27 protein-coding genes and 2 tRNA genes are annotated in these 26,583 nt (G+C 41.9%); 23 read left to right on the top strand and 6 right to left on the bottom strand.

The genetic code is table 11. From position 1 onward, the window contains the following. The first annotated feature begins 6 nt into the window (after positions 1-6). The 11 genes from B5444_RS00445 to cas2 are packed head-to-tail and all read left to right on the top strand — an operon-like array spanning position 7 to position 9,835. A complete protein-coding gene (locus B5444_RS00445) occupies positions 7-852 on the top strand; it encodes a hypothetical protein (RefSeq protein WP_079653299.1) in 846 nt (281 codons plus the stop codon). Further along, on the top strand, positions 845-2,257 hold the full coding sequence (locus B5444_RS00440; protein ID WP_079653298.1) for an SAVED domain-containing protein: 1,413 nt from the start codon (positions 845-847) through the stop codon (positions 2,255-2,257). The genes B5444_RS00445 and B5444_RS00440 overlap by 8 nt, the downstream gene beginning before the upstream one ends. A 58-nt stretch (positions 2,258-2,315) precedes the next feature. Then, positions 2,316-3,284 (top strand): type I-B CRISPR-associated protein Cas7/Cst2/DevR, encoded by a 969-nt coding sequence (gene cas7i / locus B5444_RS00435; protein ID WP_079653297.1) that lies wholly within the window; start codon positions 2,316-2,318, stop codon positions 3,282-3,284. Next, complete coding sequence (gene cas5b / locus B5444_RS00430) at positions 3,271-3,915, top strand: type I-B CRISPR-associated protein Cas5b (protein WP_079653296.1); 645 nt, start codon at positions 3,271-3,273, stop codon at positions 3,913-3,915. Before cas7i ends, cas5b begins: the two co-directional genes overlap by 14 nt. Further along, positions 3,906-5,336, top strand: coding sequence for a type I-B CRISPR-associated protein Cas8b1/Cst1 (gene cas8a1 / locus B5444_RS00425; RefSeq protein ID WP_079653295.1), 1,431 nt, complete (start codon positions 3,906-3,908; stop codon positions 5,334-5,336). The genes cas5b and cas8a1 (B5444_RS00425) overlap by 10 nt, the downstream gene beginning before the upstream one ends. After that, positions 5,314-5,637, top strand: a complete 324-nt coding sequence (locus B5444_RS00420) for a hypothetical protein (RefSeq protein WP_079653294.1) — start codon at positions 5,314-5,316, stop codon at positions 5,635-5,637. Before cas8a1 (B5444_RS00425) ends, B5444_RS00420 begins: the two co-directional genes overlap by 23 nt. Continuing rightward, on the top strand, positions 5,627-5,932 hold the full coding sequence (gene cas8a1, locus B5444_RS00415; protein WP_079653293.1) for a type I-B CRISPR-associated protein Cas8b1/Cst1: 306 nt from the start codon (positions 5,627-5,629) through the stop codon (positions 5,930-5,932). The genes B5444_RS00420 and cas8a1 (B5444_RS00415) overlap by 11 nt, the downstream gene beginning before the upstream one ends. After that, the gene (gene cas3 / locus B5444_RS00410; protein WP_231967121.1) at positions 5,916-8,114 is read left to right on the top strand and encodes a CRISPR-associated helicase Cas3'; all 2,199 of its coding nucleotides are present in this window, start codon (positions 5,916-5,918) and stop codon (positions 8,112-8,114) included. Before cas8a1 (B5444_RS00415) ends, cas3 begins: the two co-directional genes overlap by 17 nt. Positions 8,115-8,158: 44 nt before the next feature. Beyond that, complete coding sequence (gene cas4, locus B5444_RS00405) at positions 8,159-8,614, top strand: CRISPR-associated protein Cas4 (RefSeq protein ID WP_231967189.1); 456 nt, start codon at positions 8,159-8,161, stop codon at positions 8,612-8,614. Continuing rightward, a complete protein-coding gene (gene cas1b / locus B5444_RS00400) occupies positions 8,607-9,557 on the top strand; it encodes a type I-B CRISPR-associated endonuclease Cas1b (protein WP_079653291.1) in 951 nt (316 codons plus the stop codon). Before cas4 ends, cas1b begins: the two co-directional genes overlap by 8 nt. Beyond that, on the top strand, positions 9,554-9,835 hold the full coding sequence (gene cas2 / locus B5444_RS00395) for a CRISPR-associated endonuclease Cas2 (protein WP_079653290.1): 282 nt from the start codon (positions 9,554-9,556) through the stop codon (positions 9,833-9,835). Before cas1b ends, cas2 begins: the two co-directional genes overlap by 4 nt. Here the strand turns inward: cas2 and B5444_RS00390 are convergent. Next, positions 9,832-10,026 carry a hypothetical protein gene (locus B5444_RS00390; protein ID WP_079653289.1) on the bottom strand — a complete coding sequence of 65 codons (195 nt, stop codon included), beginning with the start codon at positions 10,024-10,026 and terminating at the stop codon, positions 9,832-9,834. The two genes, cas2 and B5444_RS00390, sit on opposite strands and share 4 nt — an antisense overlap. A gap of 239 nt (positions 10,027-10,265) precedes the next feature. Here B5444_RS00390 and B5444_RS00385 point away from each other — a divergent pair, with 239 nt between their 5' ends. From B5444_RS00385 to truB, 8 genes are all read left to right on the top strand, one after another. Then, on the top strand, positions 10,266-11,435 hold the full coding sequence (locus B5444_RS00385) for an NAD(P)/FAD-dependent oxidoreductase (RefSeq protein WP_079653288.1): 1,170 nt from the start codon (positions 10,266-10,268) through the stop codon (positions 11,433-11,435). A 64-nt stretch (positions 11,436-11,499) separates the two neighbouring features. After that, positions 11,500-11,572 (top strand) — tRNA-Pro (locus B5444_RS00380). Then, a tRNA-Arg gene (locus tag B5444_RS00375) sits at positions 11,573-11,646 on the top strand. Next, the gene (locus B5444_RS00370) at positions 11,611-12,258 is read left to right on the top strand and encodes an alpha/beta fold hydrolase (protein WP_079653287.1); all 648 of its coding nucleotides are present in this window, start codon (positions 11,611-11,613) and stop codon (positions 12,256-12,258) included. Before B5444_RS00375 ends, B5444_RS00370 begins: the two co-directional genes overlap by 36 nt. Continuing rightward, complete coding sequence (locus B5444_RS00365; protein ID WP_079653286.1) at positions 12,224-12,883, top strand: methyltransferase domain-containing protein; 660 nt, start codon at positions 12,224-12,226, stop codon at positions 12,881-12,883. The genes B5444_RS00370 and B5444_RS00365 overlap by 35 nt, the downstream gene beginning before the upstream one ends. Positions 12,884-12,909: 26 nt before the next feature. Beyond that, on the top strand, positions 12,910-14,307 hold the full coding sequence (locus B5444_RS00360) for a Do family serine endopeptidase (protein ID WP_231967120.1): 1,398 nt from the start codon (positions 12,910-12,912) through the stop codon (positions 14,305-14,307). A gap of 4 nt (positions 14,308-14,311) precedes the next feature. Next, positions 14,312-15,238: a sigma-70 family RNA polymerase sigma factor gene (locus tag B5444_RS00355; protein WP_079653284.1), complete on the top strand. Its 927-nt coding sequence runs from the start codon at positions 14,312-14,314 to the stop codon at positions 15,236-15,238. Beyond that, the gene (truB, locus tag B5444_RS00350; RefSeq protein WP_079653283.1) at positions 15,238-16,098 is read left to right on the top strand and encodes a tRNA pseudouridine(55) synthase TruB; all 861 of its coding nucleotides are present in this window, start codon (positions 15,238-15,240) and stop codon (positions 16,096-16,098) included. Before B5444_RS00355 ends, truB begins: the two co-directional genes overlap by 1 nt. 5 nt (positions 16,099-16,103) lie before the next feature. On the opposite strand, the gene B5444_RS00345 is transcribed toward truB, so the two are convergent. Together B5444_RS00345 and B5444_RS00340 are read right to left on the bottom strand one after the other, a co-directional pair. After that, on the bottom strand, positions 16,104-17,120 hold the full coding sequence (locus tag B5444_RS00345; RefSeq protein WP_079653282.1) for a succinate--CoA ligase subunit alpha: 1,017 nt from the start codon (positions 17,118-17,120) through the stop codon (positions 16,104-16,106). A gap of 10 nt (positions 17,121-17,130) precedes the next feature. Further along, the gene (locus tag B5444_RS00340; RefSeq protein WP_079653281.1) at positions 17,131-18,432 is read right to left on the bottom strand and encodes a succinate--CoA ligase subunit beta; all 1,302 of its coding nucleotides are present in this window, start codon (positions 18,430-18,432) and stop codon (positions 17,131-17,133) included. A gap of 131 nt (positions 18,433-18,563) precedes the next feature. Between B5444_RS00340 and B5444_RS00335 the strand changes: the two genes are divergently transcribed. From B5444_RS00335 to B5444_RS00320, 4 genes are read left to right on the top strand one after another with little or no spacing between them, the layout of a single operon-like run. After that, the gene (locus B5444_RS00335) at positions 18,564-19,286 is read left to right on the top strand and encodes a cell division protein FtsQ/DivIB (RefSeq protein WP_079653280.1); all 723 of its coding nucleotides are present in this window, start codon (positions 18,564-18,566) and stop codon (positions 19,284-19,286) included. Continuing rightward, complete coding sequence (gene ftsA / locus B5444_RS00330) at positions 19,283-20,521, top strand: cell division protein FtsA (protein WP_079653279.1); 1,239 nt, start codon at positions 19,283-19,285, stop codon at positions 20,519-20,521. The genes B5444_RS00335 and ftsA overlap by 4 nt, the downstream gene beginning before the upstream one ends. A 10-nt stretch (positions 20,522-20,531) precedes the next feature. After that, positions 20,532-21,611, top strand: a complete 1,080-nt coding sequence (ftsZ, locus tag B5444_RS00325; protein WP_079653278.1) for a cell division protein FtsZ — start codon at positions 20,532-20,534, stop codon at positions 21,609-21,611. Continuing rightward, the gene (locus B5444_RS00320; protein WP_079653277.1) at positions 21,608-21,865 is read left to right on the top strand and encodes a hypothetical protein; all 258 of its coding nucleotides are present in this window, start codon (positions 21,608-21,610) and stop codon (positions 21,863-21,865) included. Before ftsZ ends, B5444_RS00320 begins: the two co-directional genes overlap by 4 nt. On the opposite strand, the gene mutS is transcribed toward B5444_RS00320, so the two are convergent. Genes mutS through B5444_RS00305 form a run of 3 tightly spaced genes read right to left on the bottom strand, consistent with a single transcriptional unit; the run spans position 21,833 to position 26,569 of the window. After that, complete coding sequence (mutS, locus tag B5444_RS00315) at positions 21,833-24,379, bottom strand: DNA mismatch repair protein MutS (protein WP_079653276.1); 2,547 nt, start codon at positions 24,377-24,379, stop codon at positions 21,833-21,835. The genes B5444_RS00320 and mutS overlap by 33 nt on opposite strands. Continuing rightward, positions 24,369-26,006: a ribonuclease Y gene (rny, locus tag B5444_RS00310; protein ID WP_079653275.1), complete on the bottom strand. Its 1,638-nt coding sequence runs from the start codon at positions 26,004-26,006 to the stop codon at positions 24,369-24,371. Before rny ends, mutS begins: the two co-directional genes overlap by 11 nt. Then, the gene (locus B5444_RS00305; protein WP_079653274.1) at positions 26,003-26,569 is read right to left on the bottom strand and encodes a 5-formyltetrahydrofolate cyclo-ligase; all 567 of its coding nucleotides are present in this window, start codon (positions 26,567-26,569) and stop codon (positions 26,003-26,005) included. The genes rny and B5444_RS00305 overlap by 4 nt, the downstream gene beginning before the upstream one ends. Positions 26,570-26,583: the final 14 nt, after the last annotated feature.

Below are 26,583 nucleotides of genomic sequence, written 5' to 3'. Positions count from 1 at the left end.
AACGTGATGGACGTGGAAAAGGAGCAAGAGAAAATCTACAAGCTGTACAGAAGTATAGTAAAAGTGGATGATCTGTTAACCGTGGAAGAGGGAAACAGGCAGAAAGTAGAAGTCGGACAAGTAAGAGAATGGCTAACTCCAGCAGAGGAGAAGATCCTGGTAGTCAAAGAAGTAGAAAGAGACCTCTTTATAGTTGTACCACTAACCTCACTCCTCACCATGCTCCTGCCATTAAACCCACCTGTAATCCACCATAAGAAACACTACTATGCACCACTCCCATTCTGGGTCTATGCAAGAAGGGAGCTTCTAGAAAAGCATTCCCTGGTACTGTTTGAACTGAAGAACAAGCAGGAGGTAGAAAAGATCTATCAATTTGCGGATAGTAAAAAACTTAAGGGTTGGGGTAAATGGACGGACAAGTTTATCGATCTTTTTGCCAAAAGATTCGCTGATTTGAACACATCTTCCCTCTTTTACCACGTGGAGGTTCAAGAATATCAGCAGGAAGAAGAGTATCCGAAGTTTATAGATCTTACAGCTTTCAAAGAAGCTTTGGAAAAGATAAAGCAAATGGATAAGGAAGCGATGCTTAGCCTTGCGGCATCTTCCATCGGAAAGTCGATAAGAGGGGAGAACTATCTGGGAGTTATAGAAGGCGGGAAGCTTTACATATACCCCACAGAAGACCTAGTAGCAGGCTGCGTAGAAGTGAAGATTTTGGACAAGGTTATCCTTAGAGGTGTAGCCGATTACTGTATAGAAATTGAGCTGCCGGAAGGTATAAGAGCTGAAATTGAAGTTTTGGAAAAGTACCTCTCAGTGGAGTCATGTGAGGAGAGTCATGAGTAAGAGATGGAATTATGAGGAGATCAGAGACGCCCACTTCAAGGTGCTGCTTGAAGAGGGTAAGTTGGATGACAAGCTTACGGAGATCTTTGAGGACTTTTGGACTCTGAGCCCCTTCAAGCAGTATGAGCTAATATCGTACATCAAGAAGCATGGGAAGAGGCCGGAGTGGAAAGTTCTAAAGAAAGTCCTCGGACTCTCTGAGGATGATACGCATAAGTTTCTGATAGGAGACCCTATAGAGGTCAAATTCCCGGTTGTAGATTTAACAGGCGGCCCAGGCAAGATCGTGAGAGGCATAGCCGTAAAAGGCCTTTCTAAGGTTGTGACCAACGTAGGAAAAGAAAAACACCAAAGGCTTAAAAAGATAGTAGGCTCTGGCTTTGCAGTCTTCTATGATACGGAGTTTACAGGAAAGAGCTTCCAGCTCCCTCTAGCCGTTAGCCTTATGTCTGAACGCATCCCTGAAGGTGTACTCTTCACAGGAGAGCTAAGCCAAGATGGAAGGATACTACGGGCTAATCACATAGAAGAGAAGAAGAAGATAGCTGCTAGAGAAGGCTATATACTCGTAGACCCTGCCAAGCTTCCAAAGCCTGACCTAAAGAGCCTTTTAAACTGGCTAAACAAGGACATACACCATATTCCTATGCTCATAACATCTTCAGAAAAACACCAGGACGAACTGAAGGACTTTACAAGAAATCTACAGATCGAAGACCTTAACCTTGAGCTTGCATACCTTGAAACTTTTGGTATAGAGCCCGTGCTTTGGACTGGCCAGATCAAAGACCAAAGATGGCAAGAAGTCTGTAAAGAGTTTTATTCAAGACTCAAGCATATAGGAAGTGTTCTTGGAGGTTTCCATCTTCATATAGCCATAAGGGGACCCGCAGCCTTGGCTTTCGCACTGGGAATCCTACACGGAAGCTTCAAGCCTTTTACCATATACCACTTCCAAAACAATGCTTACCGTCCCATAGTAGTGGATAATGTGAGGTACATAAAAGAAAGACTGAGTGGAAATCCAAGACTTATAAACTACACAGTAACAGGCAGTGGTGAAGAAGTAGCCGTGGTTATAAACCTCGCTCATCACTCTGTACAGCTCAATAGCTTGCCTTTAACTAACGCCACTTACCTTGTGATAGAAACTCAAGGCGGTGGAAACCTTCCAGTAGAAAACTTCAAAGACATAGCCAGGGAAATCGCCGGAGCCATACAGGAAGTAGCTAAAACAGCAACGATAAAGAGATTCCACTTCTTCTTCTCCTGTCCAGTACCTATAGCATTCCTAGTAGGTGTGGCGTTCGGACACTACAACCCCGGAAGCATATACAACTATGAGCAAGGCACCTACAAGAAAGTGCTAGACATTGAGTTTTTAAGAGATTTAAGGGAGTCTTAAGGTCGTGTCAGAAAAGGTAAGTTTTGGGAGTTTATACATAGTGAAAGGAGGTTTAACTATGGGTGGTTTTACACTTACGGTAATAACAGCTAAAGCTATGAGTCTCAACTACGGAGAGAACATAGGTAACGTGTCTGTGCTTAAGAAGGTCTCTTTGGGAGACGGCACCCAGTTAACATATGTGTCTGACAAGGCTCTCAAATACGACATACGCAGGAAGGGTAAAGAGGAAAAGGGCTGGAAGCTAATGGATAGTCTTATCAAGAATTACGTGGAAGATAACTTAGAGAATAACAAGCTAAACGTAGACAACTTTGGAAAAAAGCTAGTAAAAGATTACCACGAGTTTGATCTCTTTGGAGGGTTGTTTACCAATTTTGATTATGAACTATCGTATGGTGACAGTGTAAAGAGAACCTCACCCGTGAAGCTCACCTATGCCTTCTCTATTTCACCTTTCAAGGGAGATGTGAACTTTCTCAACAACATAGACGCCTATAACAGGTACATAAAGCATATAGAGAAAAAAGATGCTCAAGCTATAGCCAACAACGAAGAACATACTTCGCATTATGTCTATACCCTTACAGTTGACCTTGACAGGGTAGGAGTTTGGGAGGAAGGTGGCTTGGTAGAAAAAAAGGAAGAGGTACTTACTAAAGAAGAACGCGCTAAGAGAGTAGTAGACCTTCTTGACATAGTTTTTACCCTAAACAGACAGATAAGGGGAAGGTGGGAAGATCTTTCTCCAGTATTTGTAGTAGGAGGAGTATTCAAGGTAAAACATCCCTTCTTTATAAAAGGCGTCCATGCTGTAGAGGAAAATGGAAAACTTTTCCTGGACACAAGAAGGCTGGAAGATGCCAAAAAGCTAGTTCCCGAAGAAGACAGGGATAATGTGGTCATAGGTCTTCACGCAGGTGTATTTGGTAACGAAGAGGACATAAAAAACTTAGGTGCTACTTCCATAGGTGATGCCCTGGAGAGGTTAAAAGCTCAGGTGAGGAAGCACTATGGAGTGTCTTAAGTTTAGACTCTTTTCTCCCTGCGCTACCTTTAAAACGCCTTTCTCCCTAAAGGGTATAGAGACTTATCCTCTTCCTACTTACTCTACCATAATAGGCTTGCTTTACACTGCAGCAGGCAGAAGATGGCAGGGTGAGAAGTTTAGCATATCTGTACAAGGTACTTACAAAAGTATATTCAGGGACTACATAAGGTTCAGAAAGTACAACAGAAAGGATAAGTTACTTGAGGTTTTACCTATAGAGGTGCCAAAACTGTTTGAGCTTGAATGTGTTATCCATATAGTCGGGCAAAGGGATCTCCTCGTAGAGTTTGAAAGGTCCTTAAAGAATCCAAGCACTTACCTCTTCCTAGGCGGTGGTGAGTATCCAGTAATGGTAAAGGATGTGAAGATAGTAAGCTACCAAGAGAGAGCTATGGAGAATCAGGATATAAAGCTCTCCGCTTACGTTCCTGAAAGATACAAGCAGGTGTTTAGTGGCTCAGGTATAGCCTTTAGAATACCATCCTTCTGGAAAGACACCATTTCAAAGGGAGAGTGGACTTGGCAGACAGTTTACTACTATCCTAATGGTTCCTACATAGAAGGTGAAGTCTTTGTGGATGAGGAGGGAGATTTCCTATGGGTATAGTTTTCTATGTAAACGACTGGCTCACAGCTGCAGCTGGTGTGGGGCTTTTAAGGGTGCTTGAGAATGTTAAAAATTCTGTCCCTATCGAGGGAAACAGAATAGATGTTCCTGAAGATGTTTTTGAACGTTTGGCAGATTACTACGCTGAGTATCTGCTTAAGGATATCACTGTAGAAAAATTAAAAGATATCATTGAGAAGGAGAGACAGAAAAAAAAGGAAAGCACTATAAACGTGTATAACACTCTAGTTTTGAGTAAGTTAAAAAGCTTCTACTCTAACAGTCCATTAGCTAACCCAAGTAGTGCAAGCAAAGCACAGGAAGTACAGATAGAGATATCCCAGGATACGGAGAAACTTTACAAGGATGCCAAACAAGCTATAGCCAATTTCATAAAGAAACAGTTTGACACTATTAGAAGCTATAAAACTTCTGATAAAACGTGCTTCTTCTGTGGAGAAAGAAAAGCTTACATAAAAAATAAAGAAGTTAAAGTTTTTGATGCTACCAATTTTACTCCTCTTTCTGCCAGCCCCAAGACGGTGGAGAACTTTTTCTATAACGGACGGAGCAATCAGTACCTATGTCCAGAATGTGAGATATTCTTGTACTTTTCCATCTTTGGTTTTTTACCTACTGGGAATAAGAAGTACACTTTTGTGTACATGCCCGATCTGAAAAAAACATACGATATGAACACCATTTTAAAGGGGGAGAAGGGAATTTCTACAAAATACCTTAAGATGCTATTTACTGAATATTTAAAAGAGTTAGAAGGTAGGAAGATCGAATGGACTCTGAAAAATATCTATATAGTAGAGATAGAACTTGTTGGTAACGCCAAAGCTAACATCCATTCCTTTAGCATTCCACCAAAGGTAGCAATAGTGTTGAATGAAAGGATAGATAGTTATCCCAAATTCCTTGAGAGTGTATTGGGGTTTTTCTTGGACTACATCTACTCGGAAAGATCTTTGTACGAGTTTCTACTAAAACTTCTATCAGGATTTTTCCACAAGAACACCTACACGAAGGTGAATGTGCAAACGTTGGAAAAGGTGGGAGCTGGGCTAAAAAGTACAGCAGGCCTTATCTACTTTGTTAAGTTTCAAGAAAGTCTAAACAATGATGGAAAGAATTTAGACGAGCCCATAGAGAAGGTGTACAAGGAAGGAAAAAGCTTAGGAAAATCGTACGATAAGGAAAAACTTAATGCTATATCCCTCAATCTCTTCGAAGCAGTCAGAATGCGTAACGTAGACCTCTTCTATCAGACGCTCATAAGAGCCTACATTGATATCGATAAGGAAATACCCAAAGTGCTTATCCATGGACTCACAGAGGAAGGGTTTAATTGGACTGCCTACTCTTTTCTAATAGGGTTGGGGGCTGTTACGGATGAGGGACGAGGTACTTCTTGAAAAGTACATAGCTTGGGCTTATAGAGAGGGCCTTAGGGTAGGTGAAGCTTGGATATGTAGGTTTGAAAGTAATTCAAAAGAGGCTTTAGAAAGTATGTACAAAGTGTTAGAAGAGTGTTTACAGAAGGATTGTCTGGATAGCTTTTGTGAAAACGTGGTTAGGATGTACATGCAGATAAAAAGGCCACTCTCTCCAGTTTTCTTAGATGCTATCTACTTTAGAAGTCTTAAGAAGATAGCTCATGCCTTTTTGGAAGGCTTAAGAGAAAAACTCCTTGGAGGTGTAAGCCATGGATATTAACAAGATCAATGTGGTTTATTGGGAAGGCTCTAAGTTAAGGAAGGAGTACGAAAGTTCTTTAGGACCGGAAAGGGCAAGCAAAAAGATAGAAGTGATAACCTACAAGCTCCTGGAGTCTATAAGGAGGAAGGATATAGATGCCTTCTGTCAAAACCTTATAAGGGCTTTCCTTGAAGTTGAAAAACCTATACCTGATGTGTTTAAGGACGTTCTGACAGATAAAGCCTTTAACCGTATAGCCTACGCCTTCGTGATGGGACTGAACGGGAGGATTAAGGGTGATACACAATCTTGAGTCTCAACTGAAGAAGCTGTGGGCTAAGTCTGATGGCACATCCATAAGGGATCACACTGATACACTGCTTGAAAACCTACGCAATCTCAGAGAACTGTTTGGTAGCCTGATAGAGAATAACCTTCCAGAGGATAAAAGGGACCTTTTCTGGAAAGCCCTTGAGCTTGCCTGCGAGTATCACGATTACGGTAAAATCTACCCTGCCTTTCAGGGGAAGCTAGGAAATCCTGAATTCAAACGTGCACCTGAATTCAAACGTGCAAAAGAGCCAGAGGTAAGACACAACCTTCTTTCCCCTGCCTTTCTTCCAAAAGATCTGGAAGATCCAATAAAAACGTTGGTAGCCCTAGCAATAGTCCACCATCATGAGTACTCTCCTTCAGATTATCGTGAACAAGATGTAATAAAAGCTTTAAAAAGTTTGAATTTAGAGCTTGAGTCCTACCACAAGAAAGTCCTAATCCAATCTGAGGAGGATATCCTCAAGCGTTTAGAAGATTGGAGAAAGTTTTACTTACTTCTCAAAGGGTTCTTGTTAAGGATAGATCACGCAAGTAGTTCAAAGGTGGAAAAGGTAGAAGTGAAAAGACTAGAGAATACGCCTAAATGTGTCAGAGATTACTTAAACAAAGAAAAAGGGTCTGACTTAAACCATATGCAAAGGTGGGTGCTAGAAAACAGGGACAAAAACCTACTGCTTTTAGCTTCCACAGGTATGGGTAAAACGGAGGCAGGTTTTATCTACCTTGAAGGGAAGGGTTTCTTTACAGTTCCAATAAGAACATCTGTAAACGCCATATACGAAAGAGCTAAAGAAGTTTTCGGAGAGGAAGATATAGGGCTTTTACACTCCACAGCTAGCGTCTACCTTTTAGAAAACCTTGATAATTTTAGAAGGAATACAGATGATATTAGAAGGAATACGGATCCCTACTCTATTATCTACGATATATTCCTCACTAGGAACTTCGCCAAGCCTCTTATAGTGGCCACGCCAGACCAGCTCTTTCCCTTTGTGTTTAGGTTTAAGGGTTTTGAAAAATACTACGCTCTTTTCTCCTATTCCGGGGTTGTAGTGGATGAACTTCAACTCTTTGAGCCTTTTACCTTGGGTTATCTAGTCATGGCATTGCAGAAAGCTCAGGAGATAGGCGGTAAGTTTTTAGTGATGACAGCTACACTTCCGAGTTTTGTAAGGGAAGACCTTAAAGATTTAAATTACCTGGAGGAAAAGTTCTTCTATCCAAGGGACAGGCATCATCTAAAGCTTATAAGGGATAGCATACTCTCAGACTATGCTATAGAACTCATCGGAAGACTGTCTTCTGAAGGTAAGGTCCTTGTGGTAGTAAATACAAGAAGAAGAGCCATAGATCTATTTGAGAAATTGAAAGAAAAAGGCTTTGAAAATCTAAATCTTTTGCATTCTTACTACACTTGGAACGTAAGAAAGGAAAAAGAAAAGGAAATAAGATCTTTCTTTGATAGTACAGAAAAGGGTATTTGGATATGTACACAGATAGCAGAAGTTTCCCTAGACCTCGATGCAGACATTTTACTGACAGAGCTATCCACGGCCGACTCTCTCATACAGAGGATGGGAAGGGTAAACAGAAGAAGTCTAAAACCTGTTGACAAACCAAATGTCTACATCTTTACGGAGGATTGCTCTGGTATAGGACCGGTGTACAGAAGAAGTTTGTATGAGCTCACAAAAGAGAAATTGAGGGAAGGGATAATATCCGAAGAGGAGAAATTTAAGCTTGTTGAAGAAGTCTATGAGCTACTGGAATATAAAGACAAAAAATATTTAGATGAATATAGGGAAGCTAAAAGGTATATCAAAAGCCTTTGGAGCATGGGAGAAACTTTTAAAAAAGAAAAAGCTATGGGTCTTTTTAGAGATATAGACTCTGTAACTGTAATACCTGAAAAGTACAGAGAGGAAGTAGAGGAACTTATTAAAATCTATAGGGATTCGCGTGATATCCTAGAAAGACTTAGGGTATTTTCAGATATCCTTGGCTATACCTTTAGTGTACCTAGGTACGCAGTAAAAGCTCGCATAAGACAAATAGAGGAACTAAGGGGAATGTACTGGCTTTCTGGCTACTACGATGAAGAGCTAGGTTACTGGGAGCCATCGAAAGAGGAAAAGGGTAGCATAGACAACGTACTTTGAACTTAAAAGAGCTAAAGTTTAAAGGCATACAGGTAGTTTATTACGTGGTATGTAAAAGAAAGTTGTGGCTTTTTTCAAAGGGCATTTCTATGGAGCACTTTTCGGAAAGAGTAAGCCTAGGAAAATTCTTAGATGAGACAAGCTTTAAGGATGAAGAAGACTATTCGGATGAAAACGTAAGCATAGACTTTTACACTACAGAGGAAGGTTTGGTAGTGCATGAGATAAAACTCTCAAGGGCTTTGGAGGAAGCTCACATTTGGCAAGTCAAGTATTACATGTACTATCTGAGTAATATGTCGGTAAAGGTCTCTTACGGTATACTTCACTACCCAAAACAAAGAAAGGTCCTGAGGGTGTACTTCTCGGAAGAGGATCAGGAAGAGTTAAAAAAGATATTAGAGGGTATAGAGAAAATACTCTCTATGCCAAAGCCCCCACCTTTAGAGGTAAAGCCCTACTGTAAAAAGTGTGCCTACGAAGAGTTCTGCTATGGGTAGGGTTTATTACCTACTGAGCGATGGCTTCCTTTCGCGACATGAAAACTCTCTTCTCTTTGAAAACTCAAACGCAAGAAAAGAAATCCCCATAGAAGACGTTGATGAGATATTTGTCATATGTGAGCTTTCCTTGAATACTAAGCTTTTAAAGTTTTTATCTGAGAAAGGTGTATGTCTTCATGTTTTTAGCTACTATGGTTACTATATGGGTAGTTACTATCCAAGGGAAACGCACGTTTCTGGTTATCTCTTGGTAAAGCAAGCTGAACACTATCTTCAGGAACGTAAAAGGTTATATCTGGCTAAAGCTTTCGTAGAAGGAAGCATAAGGAACCTATCTTGGGTGTACTCCCTAGACTCTCAAAGCTACATACAAAAGCTAAATGATGCAAAAAGTATAGCTGAAGTAATGCAGGTAGAAGGAGCTTTTAGAAAGCTATGTTACGAGAAGCTTTCCCAAGAGGTAGGACTTGAGCTCGAGAGAAGGACAAAAAGACCGCCACACAACCCCTTAAACGCACTCATTTCCTTTGCAAACTCCTTAGTTTACGCTAAGGTTCTTGGTGAGATATACTACACTCACCTAAACCCCACCATAAGCTATCTCCACGAGCCGTCTACTAAGAGGTTTTCTTTGGCATTAGATGTAGCAGAAGTTTTCAAACCCATCCTATCAGATATGCTTATAATCAAACTTTTAAAGAGCAACAAAATAACTATAGAACACTTCAACCATGACCTTAACATGACTTATCTAAATCCTGAAGGTAGAAGGATGTTTGTCAAGGAGTTTGATAATCTTTTAGAGAGCACAGTAAGACACAGAAAGCTAAAACGGAACGTATCTCACAGAGAGCTCATAAGAATTGAGCTCTTCAAGCTTATAAGGCACCTTCTAGAGGAAGAAGTCTACGCTCCTCTCTACTATGGAAGCTTGGTATGAGAGTCATAATGGTCTACGATGTTGCTACGGATGATCCCGAGGGTCAAAAAAGGCTCAACAAAGTTAGAAAGATAGCCAAAAAATACCTACATCATATACAGAAGTCTGTTTTTGAGGGGAATATAACCCAGTCTTCTTTAGAAAGGTTAAAGTATGAAATATTACAAGTGGTAGACTTGTATAAGGATTCTGTGATCATATACACTTTTGAGGAAAGTTTTCATTACAGAAGGGAGATAATCACCAATTCTTCAGACCCTACGGACAATTTAATTTAAATAAGCCTCGCTTTCTTTTCCAGTCTTTCTAATCTCTTTAGCTTTTCAGTTATTAACTCTCCAAGCGTTTTTCTCTTTTCTATACTTTCCAGCTTTAGTTCCTTCCACAGGTTTAAAGGCAGGCTAATAGTTGTCTTTATGAGGTCTTTAGATGGTTTCTTTTTTCTTTTCTTGGACTTTCTCTTCTTCAAGCTCAACCCTCCTAAATATTAGTCCTAATAAATATTAGTCTAAACCGCATTTCTCTTTCTAGATATCGAGAAGCGGCAAAAGTACCATTTTTAAATCTGTTTTCCAAGTTCTAACTGTTTGTCGAATATATCTAAGTTTTTAACCTTGCAAAGTTAAAAGATAAAGACTGGACTTTTATAGAAAACACATATAATTTTATTAAAGATTCTTTTATTCCTCACATAGGAGGTTTGAAGCAATGAAGAAGATAGTTGTTTTGGGTGGTGGAATAGCTGGCATAGAAGCTGCCATATTCTTGAGAAAGTATAACTTTGATGTTGAGTTAATCTCGGATAGAGATTACTTGTTTATATATCCCATATCTATTTGGTTGCCTACAAGAGAGAAAAACTTCAACGATGTGATAATACCTATAGAAGAACTTTCAAGAGTTCATGGTTTTAAATTCATAAAGGATAAAGTTATTGAAGTGAATAAAGATGGTTTTATACTAGAAAAAGGTGGAGAAAGAAAAGATTTTGATTACCTAATTGTAGCTATCGGTCAAGAAAAATTAAAGCATAAAGGTCTAGAATATACCTACTCCATATGTGGTAATCCTCAAGAAATTATCTCATACACAGAGAAGTTGAATGAAATAATAAATACTAAAAGATCTGGAAAGCTTGCGTTTGGTTTCGGCGGAAATCCTAAAGCTAAAGAGGCTGTTAGAGGAGGTCCAGTATTTGAAATCTTATTTAATGTTGATCATTACTTGAGAAAGTTAAAAGTAAGGGATAATTTTGAGCTAATATTTTTTGCACCAATGCCAAAACCAGGTGAGAGACTTGGTGAAACAGCTTTAAAAATGATGGATATGATGTTTAAAAGATTGAATATAAAATCTATAACTGGCAAAAAGATCGTTGAGTTTTTACCTGATGGTATTGTTTTTGAGGATGGAACAAAGATAGATAGTGACCTAACTTTGTTTGTACCTGCTGGAGAAGGACATACAGCTATAAAAAATGGTAATTTACCGAAAACGGAAGCCGGATTTATTCTTATTGAAAGGGATAACAGAGTAAAAGATTGTGAGAATATATATGCCATAGGCGATTGTGTAGCATTAGAAGGTCCAGAATGGAAAGCAAAACAAGGACATATAGCTGAAGTAATGGCAAGAAATACAGCATTTAACATAGCTTTAAGAGAAGGTTTAGAAAAAGGAAATCCCAAAACGTATGTAGAGCATATTAACATCTTGTGTTTAATGGATATGGGAAACGGAGGCGCGCTTGCCTATAGGGATAATAAAAGAGCGATGTTAATACCTTTACCCATAATAGGTCATTGGATGAAAAAAGGTTGGGGTGTTTACTATAAACTATCAAAGCTTGGCAAAATTCCAAGGTTACCAGGAATGTAAAGTAAAGCCTTCTTTTAGAGGGGAATGTTGATTCTCAACGTGTCTGGTATAAAATATCTATATACGGGGTGTAGCTCAGGTGGTAGAGCACCGGCTTTGGGAGCCGGGGGTCGCAGGTTCAAGTCCTGTCGCCCCGAGGGTCCGTAGCTCAGCTGGACAGAGCAGGGGATTTCTAATCCCCAGGTCGGGGGTTCGAGTCCCTCCGGACCCGTACTTTATCCACGGATGGGGTTTTTCCTCCAAGGTCTTTTATGGTTTTGTAGGTCATAAACTTGACCTTCCTGGTCATGGCAAAGGCAACGCTGAGTATAAGGACTTTTATGATTTAGCTACAAGGATAGGCCTATCGTTGAACAGAAACTCTGTGTTGGTTGGTTGGTCGTTAGGAGCTTCCCTTAGTATGCTTATAGCTTTGCTCTTTCCTCAAAAGGTAAAAAGGCTTATCTTGATAGGTGCTACTGCATACTTTGGAGAATGCTGGGATAAAAAGGAAATAAGGGGATTCTTCTTAAGACTAAAGAAAGAAAGGGAAGCCTTTCTGTCCGAGTTCAGGAGAAGGGCTTACGGAGAGTTCCAAGATTCTGTTTCTTTGGATGTTCTTGAAGCCATGCTTAAGGATTATGTGGAGCTTGACCTTCGGAAGCATCTGCCATACATAAGAGCCGAGGTTTATCTGTTGCATGGTTCTTATGATCCTATTGTTCCCATAAGATGTATGCTTTCTCTTTACAATCTACTGAAGGATGCTAAATTATACACCTTCCCAGGAGGTCATTTTCCGGCAGGATATGAGTATATTGTCCACAAGATTCTCAAGAGCTAGTAGTACGTATGAAGAATGGGCAATTCCTCAAAGGGAGTGTGCCCATATGCTGCTTTCTTTGGAAGAAGAATTGGAGACTCCTATTTTGGATCTTGGCTGTGGTACGGGCACATTGAAAGATCTTTCAAAGGATGTAGTTGGCTTGGATATAGCCGTAGGAATGCTAAAGGTGTACAAACAAAAGGGTGGGATTGCTGTTCTCGGTAAGGGTGAAGAGCTTCCTTTCAGAGATAAAAGCTTTGGGACTGTAATAAGTAATTTCTCCCTTCATTGGATGGACTTGGATAGAGTCATTCCAGAGATAAAGAGGGTTGTAAGAAGAAGATTCTTGGCTTCTATCCCTGTAAAAGGTAGCCTTCCGCAGTTTGGTTTTCCTTTTCCAGAGACTGAACACCTTCTAAAGCTTTTGGAGCTTCACTTTAGGATAAGGACTAAGATGATTATGGAGGTACCCATACCTTTTAGAGGTTGGGACCTTCTTAAATTTTTCCACTATACTGGCACTTCTTACAATCCATGCGCTGGGAGTGTAAAACCTTCACGAAAGGAGTTGGAAAGGTTGGTTGAGCTTGTTGACAATCCAACTTTTAAAGTATTATTCTTTTCATGCGAGGTGACAGTATGAGGAGGTGGTTAAAAATGACACTCTTTATGGCTTTTCTTCTCTTTACCCTTTCCATAGTTGGATGTAAGGCAAAGCCTGTTTCTGAGGAGATCTTTCGTCAGTCTCAGTCATCACCTCCTTTCCAAGGCAAGGTTCTGGAAGAGTTTGAGAAGGAACTTACCGAGCTGGTAGAAACTGTCTCCCCTTCTGTTGTTACTATATTTGCAACGCAGGAAGTTAAAGTATCACCCTTTGACGAGGATTTTCCTTTCCCAGTACCTTTTCCCTTCCAGATACCACAGGAAAGACGGTCACTTGGCTCAGGTGTGATAATAGGTATGCACGGCGATAAGTTCTACATACTTACCAACAACCACGTGGTGCAGAATGCTAAAAAGCTGAGGGTAAAGCTGGATGAACACACTGAAAGGGAAGCTAGAATAGTAGGTACTGATCCAAAAACGGACATAGCTGTTATAGAGGTATCCGCTAAAGGTATAGAAAATCCACAGTCTAGGATAGCCAGGCTTGGGGATTCGGACAAACTGAAGGTAGGCCAGCTTGTCATAGCCATAGGTAATCCTTACGGTCTTGAGAGAACAGTTACATTTGGTGTAATCTCTGCCCTTAAGAGGTCGATAGGTATACTTCAATATGAAAGCTTTATCCAGACGGATGCTCCTATAAACCCAGGTAATTCTGGAGGACCTTTGGTCAACATAAGAGGGGAGGTGATAGGTATAAACACGGCCATACTTGCAGAAGGTCAAGGCCTTGGCTTTGCCGTTCCCATAAACTTAGCTAAGTGGGTAGCAAGCCAGCTTATAGAAAAGGGAAAGGTCCAGAGGGGATACATAGGAGTTGTCATACAAGATGTTACGCCTGATATAGCAGAGACTATAGGAGTAAAGGAAGGTGCAATAATCGCCCAAGTAGCTCCAAACAGCCCAGCTCAAAAGGCAGGCCTTCAGATAGGAGATGTGATAGTTGCCGTGGATGGACAGCCTGTTAAAGATGTGAGAGATCTACAGATGAGGATAATGAGAACTACACCGGGTACTGAAGTGGTCTTGAAGGTGATAAGACAAGGTAAAGAACTCCAGGTAAAGGTAAGCGTTGGTGAGATGCCAGAAGAAAAAGAAACTGCCAGAGCTAGTGAAGAAGGTGGTGACTTAGGGCTTGCTCTAAGAGACCTTACACCTACAGAACAGGCAAGGTTAGGAGTCAGGGGAGTTTTGGTGACAGGAGTAACTCCTGGTGGTCTTGCCTATCAAAGCGGGCTTAGGCCTGGAGATATAATACTTTCTGTCAATAACGCAAATATATCTAGTGTGGATGATTTTAAGCAGGCTATAGAAAAAGCAAAGTCTACCGGTAAGGATAAGGTGCTTTTGCTTGTAAGGAGAGGAGATAGCAATATGTATGTTGTGTTAAATTTGAGGTAATGCCATGGACGCCGAGCAAGAGATCATCAACCAATACTTAAAGAAGGTGGCTAACATACCCCTCCTGAGCCCTGAGGAGGAAAAGGAGTTAGCAAGAAGGGCAAAGGAAGGGGATCAGGAAGCTTTTAAGAAGTTGGTGGAGTCTAACCTTAGGTTTGTCATAAGTGTAGCAAAACAGTACACGGGCTACGGGTTACCTCTTTCGGAGCTAATAGAAGCTGGGAACCAAGGGCTTGTAGAAGCTGCAAAGAGGTTTGACCCAGACAGGGGCGTTAAGTTCATATCATACGCAGTATGGTGGATAAGGCAGGCCATAATGCAGGCCTTGGCACAGCAGACAGGTGCTGTACGCATACCTTTAAAGCAGGCCCACCTTATAAACAGGATAAACAGTATCTACAGCAGACTTTACAGACTACTTGAGCGCGAACCAACTCCTGAGGAGGTAGCTTACGAGTACACACGTGAGGTAGTTCATAAAGAACTCTCTAAGGAGCTTGGGAGAGAACCTACGCCAGAGGAGATAGAAGAACGCATAAAGAAGGAGGGTTATAAGATAAGCCCACAGGATGTGGAAAAGTATATGCAAGTATACAGAGCTCCTCTATCTTTGGACGCACCTGTTGGAGAGGAAGAAGATACCTTCTTTGTAGACTTTTTAAGCAAGCATGGAACGGAGGATGTGGAAGAGAAGATAATAATGGAGACTTTGGAGAAAGAGATAAACGAACTCTTAGATAAGCTTCCAGAGAAGGAAAGGAGAGTTATAGAGCTCAGGTTTGGTCTGAGGGGAGAAGAGCCAAAGACTCTGAGGGAAATAGGAGAGATATTAAACATCTCACGGGAACGCGTAAGACAGCTCGAGACCAGAGCCCTTAGAAAGCTTAGAAATATGGCTATCAAAAAGCATCTAAAAGACTATCTTAGCTGATGTCTTCAGGCGTACTACTCGTAGATAAGCCAAAGTGGTTAACTTCAACGGATGTTCTTAACGCTATTAAAGACAGGTTTGCACTAAAGGTGGGTCATACGGGGACGCTTGATCCCATAGCTACAGGGCTATTACTGGTCTTAGTAGGAGAGGCCACTAAATTTTCCCAGTTCTTCCACATACTTCCTAAAGGTTATTTGGCTACAGCTGTCCTTGGAAAGATAACAGATACATACGATGCGGATGGAAAGATTGTAGAGGAGAGACCTGTAAAGGTAAGCTGTGATGATGTAAAAAAAGCCGTAGACAAGTTTGTGGGTAAGTTGGAGCAGATACCACCTCCATACTCTGCTAAGAAGGTAGGCGGTGTAAGGGCTTATAGGCTAGCAAGGGAAGGTAAAACTCCTAGTCTAAAGCCATCACAGGTAGAAGTTTACAGGGCAGAGCTTTTAGAATGCAAACTTCCATACCTTAAGATACTCTACGAGGTATCAAGCGGTACTTACATAAGAAGTTTGGTTTATGATCTTGGCATGTTCCTATCTTGCGGTGCGTATCTTGAAGATCTAAGAAGACTCTGGATAGGTAATTTCAAGGTAGAGGATGCTATAAGCCTTGAGGAGCTTTTAAGGCTTGAAGACATAAGTAAGATCCTCATACCCATAGACCAGGCCCTTTACTTTATGCAGGAGGTAAAGCTTTCAGTGAAGGAAGGAGAAAGGATAAAAAAGGGGGGAAAGCTCCGTGTCTCACCTGGTAATACAAGAGCTTTTGTAAGGCTTTATCAAGGAAACGAGTTTATAGGTGTTGGCCTTTTGGAGGGAGAGGAGCTAAGACCCTACAGGCTCCTCTCCGCTTGATCTCTTTAACCTACAAAGTTGCAGTTTTCGTCTATGGTTGAGTACAGTGGTTTTACCTTTCCTTCTGGTGTAGTATCTTCAAAGTCTCTTGGCACTCCTAATTCCTCTATGCAATTTACAAGGTCGTGGTAAAACTCAGCCACCTTTACAAGGCCTGTTTCCTTTCCCACTTCGCTAAAAGCTTTTATCTTGTCCGTGGCCTTTCCTTTACCCCTCTCTACTATAGCACCTGCATGTCCAAAGGATACACCCTCTAGTTTCTCTTGGAATCTACCGGCTACGAAGGCAGCTACTGGTTTGTTCCACCTTCCTTCTTTGTAGAGTCTTAGTATAGTTTCAGCAGCCTTCTCTTCGTAAGAACCACCCACTTCACCCTGTATGATAACACCCTTTACGTTAGGGTTATCGGCTATCTTTTCAAGAACATCAGCGAAGGTTGTGCAGGATATGACGTCACCACCAAGGGCGAGGGCCATGTAAACACCCCATCCTCTCCGCTTGAACATTTCAGCTGTAGTCGTGGTGAGTCCACCCGATTTGGAAAGTATCACAAGGCCACCAGGAGCATAAGCTATGGATGGGTTCTTTCCACCTATGGCCCCTATCCTAGCAGGCAAGACGGGCATCATGCATCCCAAGGAGGTGGGACCTACTATTATCACATCCCTCTCTTTGGCGTAGTGGTAGAAGTAAACAGTATCTCTAATGGGTACATGCTCGGTGACTATGTATATGAGCTTTATACCTGCATCTATGAGTTCTATTACAGCGTCTTTCACAGAAGCAGGTGGCACGTAAACCAGCCCTGTGTTTATTTCAGGATGTTTCTCTAGGGCTTCCCTTACAGTGTTATATACGGGTTTTCCTGCAACTTGAGACCCACCCTTACCAGGCGTTACACCAGCTACTATGTAACCTGGGTAAAGTGCTTCAGATTCGGTAACTACCTGTGATGCCTCTCTACCCGTGATACCTATCACCAACACCCTAGTGTTCTCGTTTAGGTACACTGTTCCCTTCATGTCAACCTCCTTATATTCCAAGATCAGAAGCCTGTTCTTCCGTCAAAGGCCTATCTTCTTCTTCTTGCTTCTGAACTTTTTTAGCGCACAGATCTAGGAGCTCTTTGAGCCTGATGGGGGCTTCTGTCAAAGGTAGTGAAGAGTCGTATATCTCACCCTTAACACCACACTCCTTGAAGGCTTCGTAGAGCATTCTGAGTCCTTTTTCTGCCTCTGGTCCGTTCCTCCTTACCACCCATATCCAGTTAGGGTCAAGCTTACCTTCCTTATATAGGTCTCTTATTGCATTAGCGACACCTTCACCTAAGGTTACATCTATCCTCGTGTTGTTTGCTGTACCCCCACACACCAGCACACCCCTTATGCCGGGCTTAGAAAGGATTATCCTGGTTATCTTGTACATCTTTTCTGCCGGTGGGTTTCCACCTATGTCTGTAAAGTTGGCAGGTTTAAGACCTACTGCATAAGTGGTCTCTATGGTAACCGTGGAACCACCACCGCCAAAGGTCATCATGGCTATGTCTCCATCCATCTCCACGTAAGAACCTGCCTTACCCCTGTGGTCATCCCTGTCTATCAGGGATGCTTCTATTTCCCTTTCCGTTGGAGGTCTTTTTAGTGCTGTCCTAACACCGTATATCTTGGCAGGTGGTACAGATGCATCGTCGTCTATAGTGACCACAGCGTCAAGGGCCAACACCTTCTGTTTGTCACCCACCTGGCATATAGCAAGGGGGTTAATCTCCAACAGCCTTGCTTCTGCTTCCCAGAAGGCCCTGTACATGTTGGCTATTACTTCTGAGAGTTCTCTCAGAACTCCCATGTACTCTTGAGGGAAACCAAGCTCAAGCAGGTAGTTTCTAACCATGTGAGGATAAAGACCTTTAAGTGGGTTTATCTCCCAGCTCTTCACTTTCTCTGGTGGCACTTCTTCTATATCCATACCACCTTCCAAGCTTAGGGTAACAACAGGAGCTCTAACTTCTGTGGAGTAGGTTATTGAAGCATAAAGCTCTTTAAGGATGTTGGCCTTTTCACAGACGAGCACGCCTACTGGCATTTCACCATAGACTGGGTATTTGAGGAGGGCTTCAACGGTTTCAAGAGCGTCTTCAGGGCTTTTGCATACCTTTACAGCACCTGCCTTACCCCTCTTACCTACGAGTACCTGTGACTTTACTACACACTGGCCAAGTTCTCTGACAAACTCCACCAGCTGGTCGTTTATGTGGTCTGCAAACATACATTTGGGAGTTGGTATGTTGTACTTTTTGAATATCTTCTCATATGCCTCGTACTCGTAGAGGTTCATACCTTTCCTCCTTCAAAAGTGTATGATCTTGATTATACCACAGAACTATACGCAAAAGGAAATTTGTATCAGCTGGTGAATTAATAAAAGGGATCGTTTATTCAGAGTACAATGGTATAATTTTAAAAGCTGTGAAAGCTAAAAGGGGGAAGGCGGGACAATATGTTGATTACATGATCATAATTTTTTGGATCAGCACTATGGCTATGGTCGGTTACTTTCTTCCATACTTAATAGGTTATCTTCCTTTTTTTAAGGTAAGAGGTATAAATGTCCTTTCAACCACTTATATACCCCCATCGGCAATATCTGAAATAGTAGTTCAGCGTTATAAGGGCAACTGGCTTTATATGAGTTCCGATGGACTAAAATCTGCAATAAACTCTCGCTTTTTTAATGCCGTGGAGGAGCTAGACATAAGAAGGCTTATCACAAAAGAAGGTGCATACTTGGAAATTTACTTAAAAGAGAGGAAACCATACTTTACCGTATTCTACCAGGATAAGGTTTTTTATGTAGATCAGAAGGGCAATCTTTTCCAAAACCCCTACATTCCTATCACATATCCATACATTTATACCTACGATGTTTCTATAGTGAAAGACTATTTTAAGAATATAAACAGTCTTATTTCAGTGATGGGAGAAGGTTTGAAGGAAATTTATCTTAGTGATATCCAAACTGTACTCTATTCAGAAAAGGGGAATAAGTTTATATTACCACCTATTTGGGAAATAGATCAACAGATTATTGGGTCTTTGAGTAGGGTTTATAATATGAGTATGACAGGTTCGACTGTAGATTTAACCTTAAAGGATATGGTGATATTAAAGGAAGGGCTGAACTCAAAATGATTGCTGCGTTAGATGTTGGTACAAGTAAGGTAGTTTTATTAGTTGGGGAAATCGATACTTATAACGACATAAACATAATAGCAATAGGTGAAACGCAGTCTAAAGGGATAGAAAGAGGTTTTGTAAAAAGACTTGACCTCGCTGTAAACTCTGTCAGCTTAGTACGCAAAGATGTGCAGGAGATGCTTTCTTCTAAGGTGTCTTCTGTGTGCTTAGCCCTATCTGGGCCAGACTTAAAGAGTCAGAATGAAAGGGATACTATAAGCTTATCACCACAACCAACGGAGGTAGATCGAATACACATAGAAAGACTTATAGAGAGAGCTATAACTAGGTCCAGGGAGGAAGGGTACGAGGTAGTGGCACAGATACCGCGCAAGTTCACTCTTGACGACCAGGAAGGTATAATAGATCCAGTTGGTCTCTATGGTTCGAGGCTTAGCGTAGAGCTTCACGTTGTAAAGCTAAGCAGTACCATCATAAGAAACTTAGAAAAGGTCCTTCAATCCGCAGGATTAGGTCTTGTAGACAGGTATGTGAGTATACTCGCATCTGCGGAAGCTGTTTTGACACAGGAGGAGAAGGAAGAAGGGGTGCTTCTCATAGACATGGGAGCAGGACTCACAGATTTTACACTGTTCTTAGAAGGAGCTCCTTACATAACCGCAAGCATACCTATGGGAGGGTTGAACATAACCAAGGATATAGCCCACTTTTTAAAGGTAACCACCGAGCAAGCTGAGAGGATTAAGATAGAGTATGGATGTGCTCTTTACGATATGGTGAGTGAGACTGAAAGGATAAAGATAAAGCCTAGGGGTGAGGAAAAGGAGACGACCATAGAAAGGAGACAGCTTGCGGAGGTTATCCAGATAAGACTTGAAGAGATCATGGAGAGGTTGACGGATATAATAACTTCGCGTGGAGCTAGCCTAGAAGCTGCAAATGCTGGTATAGTTATAACTGGTGGATGCGCTAAGCTCTATGGCATTAAAGAGTTTCTTGAAAGGCACTTTGATATGCCAGTAAGGATAGGCTATCCTTACGGAGTGGTAGGTTTAAAGGAAAAGATAAGTGATCCAGCTTATGCTACGGCCGTGGGTCTTTTGAAGGTGTGTCATAAAAATCCGAGTGGGCTGTTGTCTAGTGGGGAAGTGAAGATGGATGTACCAAGAAATTCTTTACTGGGTAGTATTTTAGAGAAGATAAAGTCTTTCCTAAAGGATGTAATATAGGGGGTGAAACATGGAAAGTCTTAACCCGACGAGGATAAAGGTTTTTGGTGTTGGTGGAGGTGGTTCTAACGCTGTAAACCGTATGTACCTTGATGGTATAGAAGGCGTTGAGCTTTTTGTCATAAACACAGATGTTCAGCATCTTACCAAGCTTGAAGTTCCCAATAAGATACAAATAGGAGAAAAGGTCACGAAGGGTCTCGGAGCTGGAGCAAAGCCTGAGGTTGGGGAACAGGCAGCTTTAGAGGATATTGACAAGATAAGAGAGATACTGAGAAACACGGATATGCTCTTCTTAGCTGTAGGTCTTGGTGGTGGTACTGGTACTGGTGCTGCACCCATCATAGCAGAAGCTGCGAAGGAGATGGGTATACTTACAGTTGCTGTTGTTACAAAACCTTTCGCTTTTGAAGGCCCAAGGAGGATGCAGGTAGCCGAGGAGGGTTTAGAAAGACTAAAAGACGTTGTAGATACTTACATAGTGGTTAACAACCAAAAACTCGCAGAGTTGTCTGACAGAAACCTGAGTATAAAGGAAGCCTTTAAGATGGTAGACGATGTACTATCTAAGGCTGTTAGAGGTATAACCGGTATAGTTGTAACTCCGGCACTTATAAACGTAGACTTTGCAGACGTTAAGACTATCATGGAAAAAGGTGGTCTAGCGCTTATAGGTATAGGCGAAACAAGCAAAGACTCAAGGAAGGAGTACGCAATAGAGCAGGCTATAACCAGCCCTCTGCTAGAAGGCAACAGCATAGAAGGAGCCAGACGCCTGCTTGTAACCTTCTGGGTAAGCGAGGATATACCCTTCAGAGATATAGATGAGGCTATGAGCAGGATAAGGAGTGTTGCTGCTGACGATGCTCTCATTATATTCGGTGCCGTTTTAGAGGAAAACAAAGAAAGCTTTATGCGTGTAGCTATAGTGGCTACAGATTTTGAAAATGTCCAGTCACAACATCTGAAGCTAGTTAAAAAGCCAGAAGTAAAGGATGTTAAGAAAGTTGTACCAGAATCTCAGATAGAGGCAGTTCAACCCGAGGTAGAAGATGTCCCTGCATACCTAAGAAGAAAGAGAAAGCTATGAAGAACTTGAATCTTAAAGGAGATAAAGCCCTAGCTCTAATAGTGGGTTTGCTCTATGGTTATAGAGGTATGCCTTTTGAAGTAAAGGTGTTCAAAAGAGAAGAGTTTAGTAAAGACAAACACGCGGACGATAAAGTTTACTTTATAAACAGAAAAAGCGGTCAGCTAACAGACAGACTGGAAGAGTCTACCCATATATGCGTTATAAAAGAAGATAAGGATCTAAAGAAGATAGTGCTCTTTATCTATAAGTAGTTCCTCTTTTAACTGAGCCAGTAATAGGAGGGCTTGGAGAGGTGTTAGGTTTGCAACGTCTACACTCTTTAACTTCTCCGCTATCCGTTGGAGCTTCTCCACTTGCTCCATCTGAATGCTCTTCTGGTAGACTTCTTCGAGTGTAGGAACTTCGGACTTTGTAGCCAGCATACTGTAGTACTGATGCGCCTTTGATACTATCTCCTCTGGTAGGCCTGCCATCTGGGCTATGTATACACCAAGGCTACCGTTTGAGGGACCTCTTTTGAGTACGTATAGAAACCGCACGTCTTTATCCTCCTGAATGGCTGCCATGTGATAGTTCTTCAGCCCTTTAAGCTTTCCTTCCAGCTCTGTCAGTTCTGTGTAATGGGTTGCCACCAAGGTTCTAGCCTTTAATTTGTCGTGTATGTATTCAAGGATGGCCTTAGAGATGGCTATTCCGTCGTATGTGGAAGTTCCTCTACCTAGCTCGTCAAGTATCAGAAGGCTTCTTTCGTCTGCAGTGTTTAGCATGCTTGCTACGTCTAGCATCTCGTTCATGAAGGTGGAAACACCCAAGGCAAGCATATCACCCGAGCCTATGCGTGTATGCACAGAGCTCACCAGACCTATGGTAGCACTTTTGGCAGGTACAAAAGAACCCATATGGGCCAATATGGTGATAAGGGCCACCTGCCTTATGTAGCTAGACTTCCCTGCCATGTTGGGACCTGTTATGACCATCATAAAACTCTCTTCATCCATGTGTGTATCGTTGGGTACGTAATCCCTAACGAAGCTTTCTATGACCGGATGTCTTCCGCCTTCTATATGTATGACCTTTTCTTCAACCATTCTTGGCTTAGTCCAATCCTTTTCTATGGCTATGGTAGCTAAGGATTGAACGTAATCAAGCTGGGCTATAGCTTTCGCGTTTTTTGCTATGTCTTCTATGTAGGATAGGATATGGGCCTTCAGTTGTGAATAGAGTTCGTACTCAATAAGCTCTATCTTCTTTTGACTTGCCATTATCTTTTCTTCTAACTCTATAAGTTTGTCTGTTGTGAACCTTTCGGCGTTGCTTAAGGTTTGCCTGCGCTTAAAGTACGAAGGTACAAACTTGAGGTTTGGCTTTGTAACCTCTATGTAATAACCCATTACCTTGTTGTAGCCTATCTTTAGGCTTCCTATGCCTGTTAAGGTTCTTAGTTCTTCTTCGTACTCTTTTAGGATACTTTCTGAGTTGTCCCTTACTGACTTTAGTTCATCAAGTTCCTTACTAACACCGTCTTTTATGAGCCCCCCCTCTTTTACGTGCAAGGGTGGGTCATCAACGAGTACCCTGTCTATCTCTTGGGCTAAATGGAGCGTGTCTGCAAAGTATAGCTCCTTGAAGAACTCTGAGCTTAACTCTCTATCTACTAGGTCCTTTATCTGATAGACTGAGTAGAGGGCTTTTTTGAGATGTACAAGGTCTCTGGGTGTTGCCATATTACCGCTTATGCGTGATACAAGCTTTTCAAGGTCGTGTATGCCATCCAGGAGTTCCCTTAACGTCTTAAGCACGTGTCTTTTTTGGATCAGCTCTTCAACAGCATCCTGGACTTTGAGTATAGCATCCAAGCTGCTGTAAGGATGTAGTATGTTGAACTTGAGAAGTCTTCTTCCCATGGGGGTTATGGTTCTGTCAAGGATACCAAAGAGAGAGTGTTCCTTGTGACCTTCGTAACTTTCTGTGAGTTCAAGGCCTACTCTTGCCCTGTGATCTATGCGCAGGTAAGTTTGCATTCTATAGGGTTTTGGTCTTTGAACGTATGGGAGAAAGTTCTTTTGAGTTCTCTTCAGATAGATGTAAACACCACCACAGGCATACAGGCATCCTTCGTCTTCAAAACCAAAGGCCTTGTGATGATAAGCTTGCCACTTTTCTAGTATAACTTTCTTACCTTCAATAAAGTCCTCTTCAGGTATGGATGTGATGTAAGCCTTAAGGTTTAAGTCTATGCTTAGACCTTTTGGTGTTAGAACTTCCTTGGGTGAGAGCTTAAGCATAAACTCTTCTACTTGCTTTTTATCGCCACAAAAACCAAAAAACTCTCCCGTGTAGGGGTTGAGATAAGCACAGTAGTATCTGTCCTTTAGCTTATAGATGCTTGCTAGACCTGAATGTTCTTCCTTTTCAAAGTATGTTCCAGGAGTTATTACCCTTACGACGTCTCTTTTTACTAAGCCCTTTGCCTGTGAAGAGTCTTCCAGTTGTTCGCATATGGCCACCTTATAACCTCTGCTTACAAGCCTTGACACATAGGAGCTGAAGGAGTGATAGGGTACGCCGCACATGGGGATCTTTTCTTTACCTTTACCCACTGGTCTGGAGGTGAGTACTATACCAAGTTCCCTTGAGCCTATGATGGCATCTTCGTAGAAAAGCTCATAAAAGTCACCAAGGCGGAAGAAGAGGAGACAATCTTCATACTCCCTTTTTAAGGAGTGGTACTGAAGAAGCATAGGGGTGAGTTCTTCATTTTGCATGTTCTACAAACCTCTTCTCCCTTATGACCACGACTTTTATCTGTCCTGGAAAGTCTAGCTCTTCTTCTATCTTTCTAGCTATGTTTTTGGAAAGCACGTAGGCTTCTTCGTCTGAGATTTCATCGGGGTTTACTATGACCCTTACTTCTCTACCAGCTTGAACGGCATAAGCGTTCTGTACTCCTGGGAAAGACTTTATGATGCTTTCTAGCTTTTCAAGTCTCTTTAAGTAAGCTTCTAGGCTTTCCCTTCTAGCTCCTGGTCTTGCTGCAGACAGTGCATCGGCGGCACATACCAAGGCTACTTCGGGATACCTTACGGGTTCTTCGTTGTGGTGTGCCCTTATAGCGTTTATGACCAGGTCTGGTTCGCCGTACTTTTTACACAGTTCAACCCCTATGTCTGTGTGTGAACCACCGAGCTCATGAGATATGGATTTTCCTATATCGTGGAGAAGCCCGGCTCTTCTAGCCATCTTGGCATCTAGTCCTAGCTCCTCGGCCATGAGTCCGGCTAGATAAGCCACTTCTTTTGAGTGTAAGAGTACGTTCTGAGAATAGCTTGTTCTGAAGTACAGTTTTCCTATGTAGTAGTAAAGCCCAGGGTTTATGTCATACAAGCCAAGCTCTGTACATGTCTCCTCACCAATTTTCCTTATCTTCTCGTCCATTTCCTTTTTTACCTCTTCCACTACTTCTTCTATACGTGCTGGATGTATCCTTCCGTCCTCTATGAGCCTTTGAAGGGCCTCTTTTGCTATTTCTCTTCTTAATGGATCAAAGGAAGATATGGTGACCACGTCTGGAGTGTCGTCTATTATGAGGTCCACTCCGGTTAGGAGTTCAAAGGTCCTTATATTCCTACCCTCTCTACCTATTATCCTACCTTTAAACTCATTGGAGGGTAAATCTACAGTAGTGGTGGTGTAGTTTATGGCTATCTCCGGTGCTATTCTCTGAACAGCCGAAGCTATTATCTTCTTGGCCTCATACTCGGCCTTTTGCACATACTCCTCTTCTATGGCCTTGGCAAGTTTTATGGCTGATATTCTGGCTTCTTCCTCTGCTTTCTTTAGCACCTCTCTTCTCGCCTCTTCGAAGGTAAGGGAGGCTATCCTTTGTAGTTCAAGTAGTTCCCTGCTTCGTAGCTCTTCTACCTCCTTAAGCCTTTCTTCTATTTCCTTTTCCTTCTCTCTTATACTCTTGTAGAACTCTTCTAAACTCCTTTCCTTTTCACGTATATCCTTCTCCCTTTTGAAAAGTTCTTCTTCTCTTCTTTCTAGAGCTTCAAGGCGTCTTTCTAGTTGTAATTCTTTTTGTCTTAACTCTTCTTTCTTCTCCTTTTCGTAAGCTTCAGCTTCTTTTCTTGCCCTTTCCAGTATTTGAGTGTATTCAGTCTGAGCGTTGTTTAGCAGTGCACGGGCTTCTTCCCTTGCCTTTTCTATTATGCGTTCGTACTCTGCCTGTGCTTCCTGCTTGGCTTTGAGAAGAAGTTGATCAGTCTCAATCTTAAGGCGTTCTAATTCTGCTTTTTGTTCTTTTTGAGCATTCTTTGTCTTTACAAAGAAGTAAACGCCTATAGATGCCATGATTGCTGAAGACATAAGTAAAAATATCTCAACCATCATCTCTCTACCTCCTTTATGTAGTCTTCTGTGAGTATGTAGTCAACGGGTACGTCCCAAGTGTCCCTTGGGAGCTCCTCCAATACCTGGAAGCTAAAACAGACACCTACCTTTTCCCCCCTTATGCGTGGAAGGAGCTTGTCGTAAAAACCCTTCCCAAAGCCCAGTCTGTAACCCTTAAGGTCAAAGGCCAGGCCAGGAACAAAAGCCAGATCCACCTGCTGTGGTTCTATCCTAAGACCGTTTATTGGCTCCATTACTTTATACTTGCCTACCTGCAGGTCTTCTAAGCTTTTAATGGCGTACAGGGAAAGGTCATCATCTTCCACCTTAGGAAGGGTAAGTGTAAGATCTTCTCTCTGTAAGAGGTGATCAAAGAGAGGTCTTATGTCAGGCTCACCTGCTATTGGCCAGAATAGAAGTACAGTCCGCGGCCTTTTTGTTTCAATAAACCTAAGGCAGTTGTCAACTACCTTTGCAGACAGGTAGCTGTATAGGTCTTTATCAAGAGACTTCCTCTTCTCAAGTAATAAGCTACGTATACTCTTCTTTTCTGAAAGAGACATCTTCCACCTCCTTT

This window comes from Thermocrinis minervae, assembly GCF_900142435.1.
In the GTDB taxonomy this organism is placed as follows: domain Bacteria; phylum Aquificota; class Aquificia; order Aquificales; family Aquificaceae; genus Thermocrinis_A; species Thermocrinis_A minervae.
This window is presented reverse-complemented; position numbering and strand designations above follow the sequence as displayed.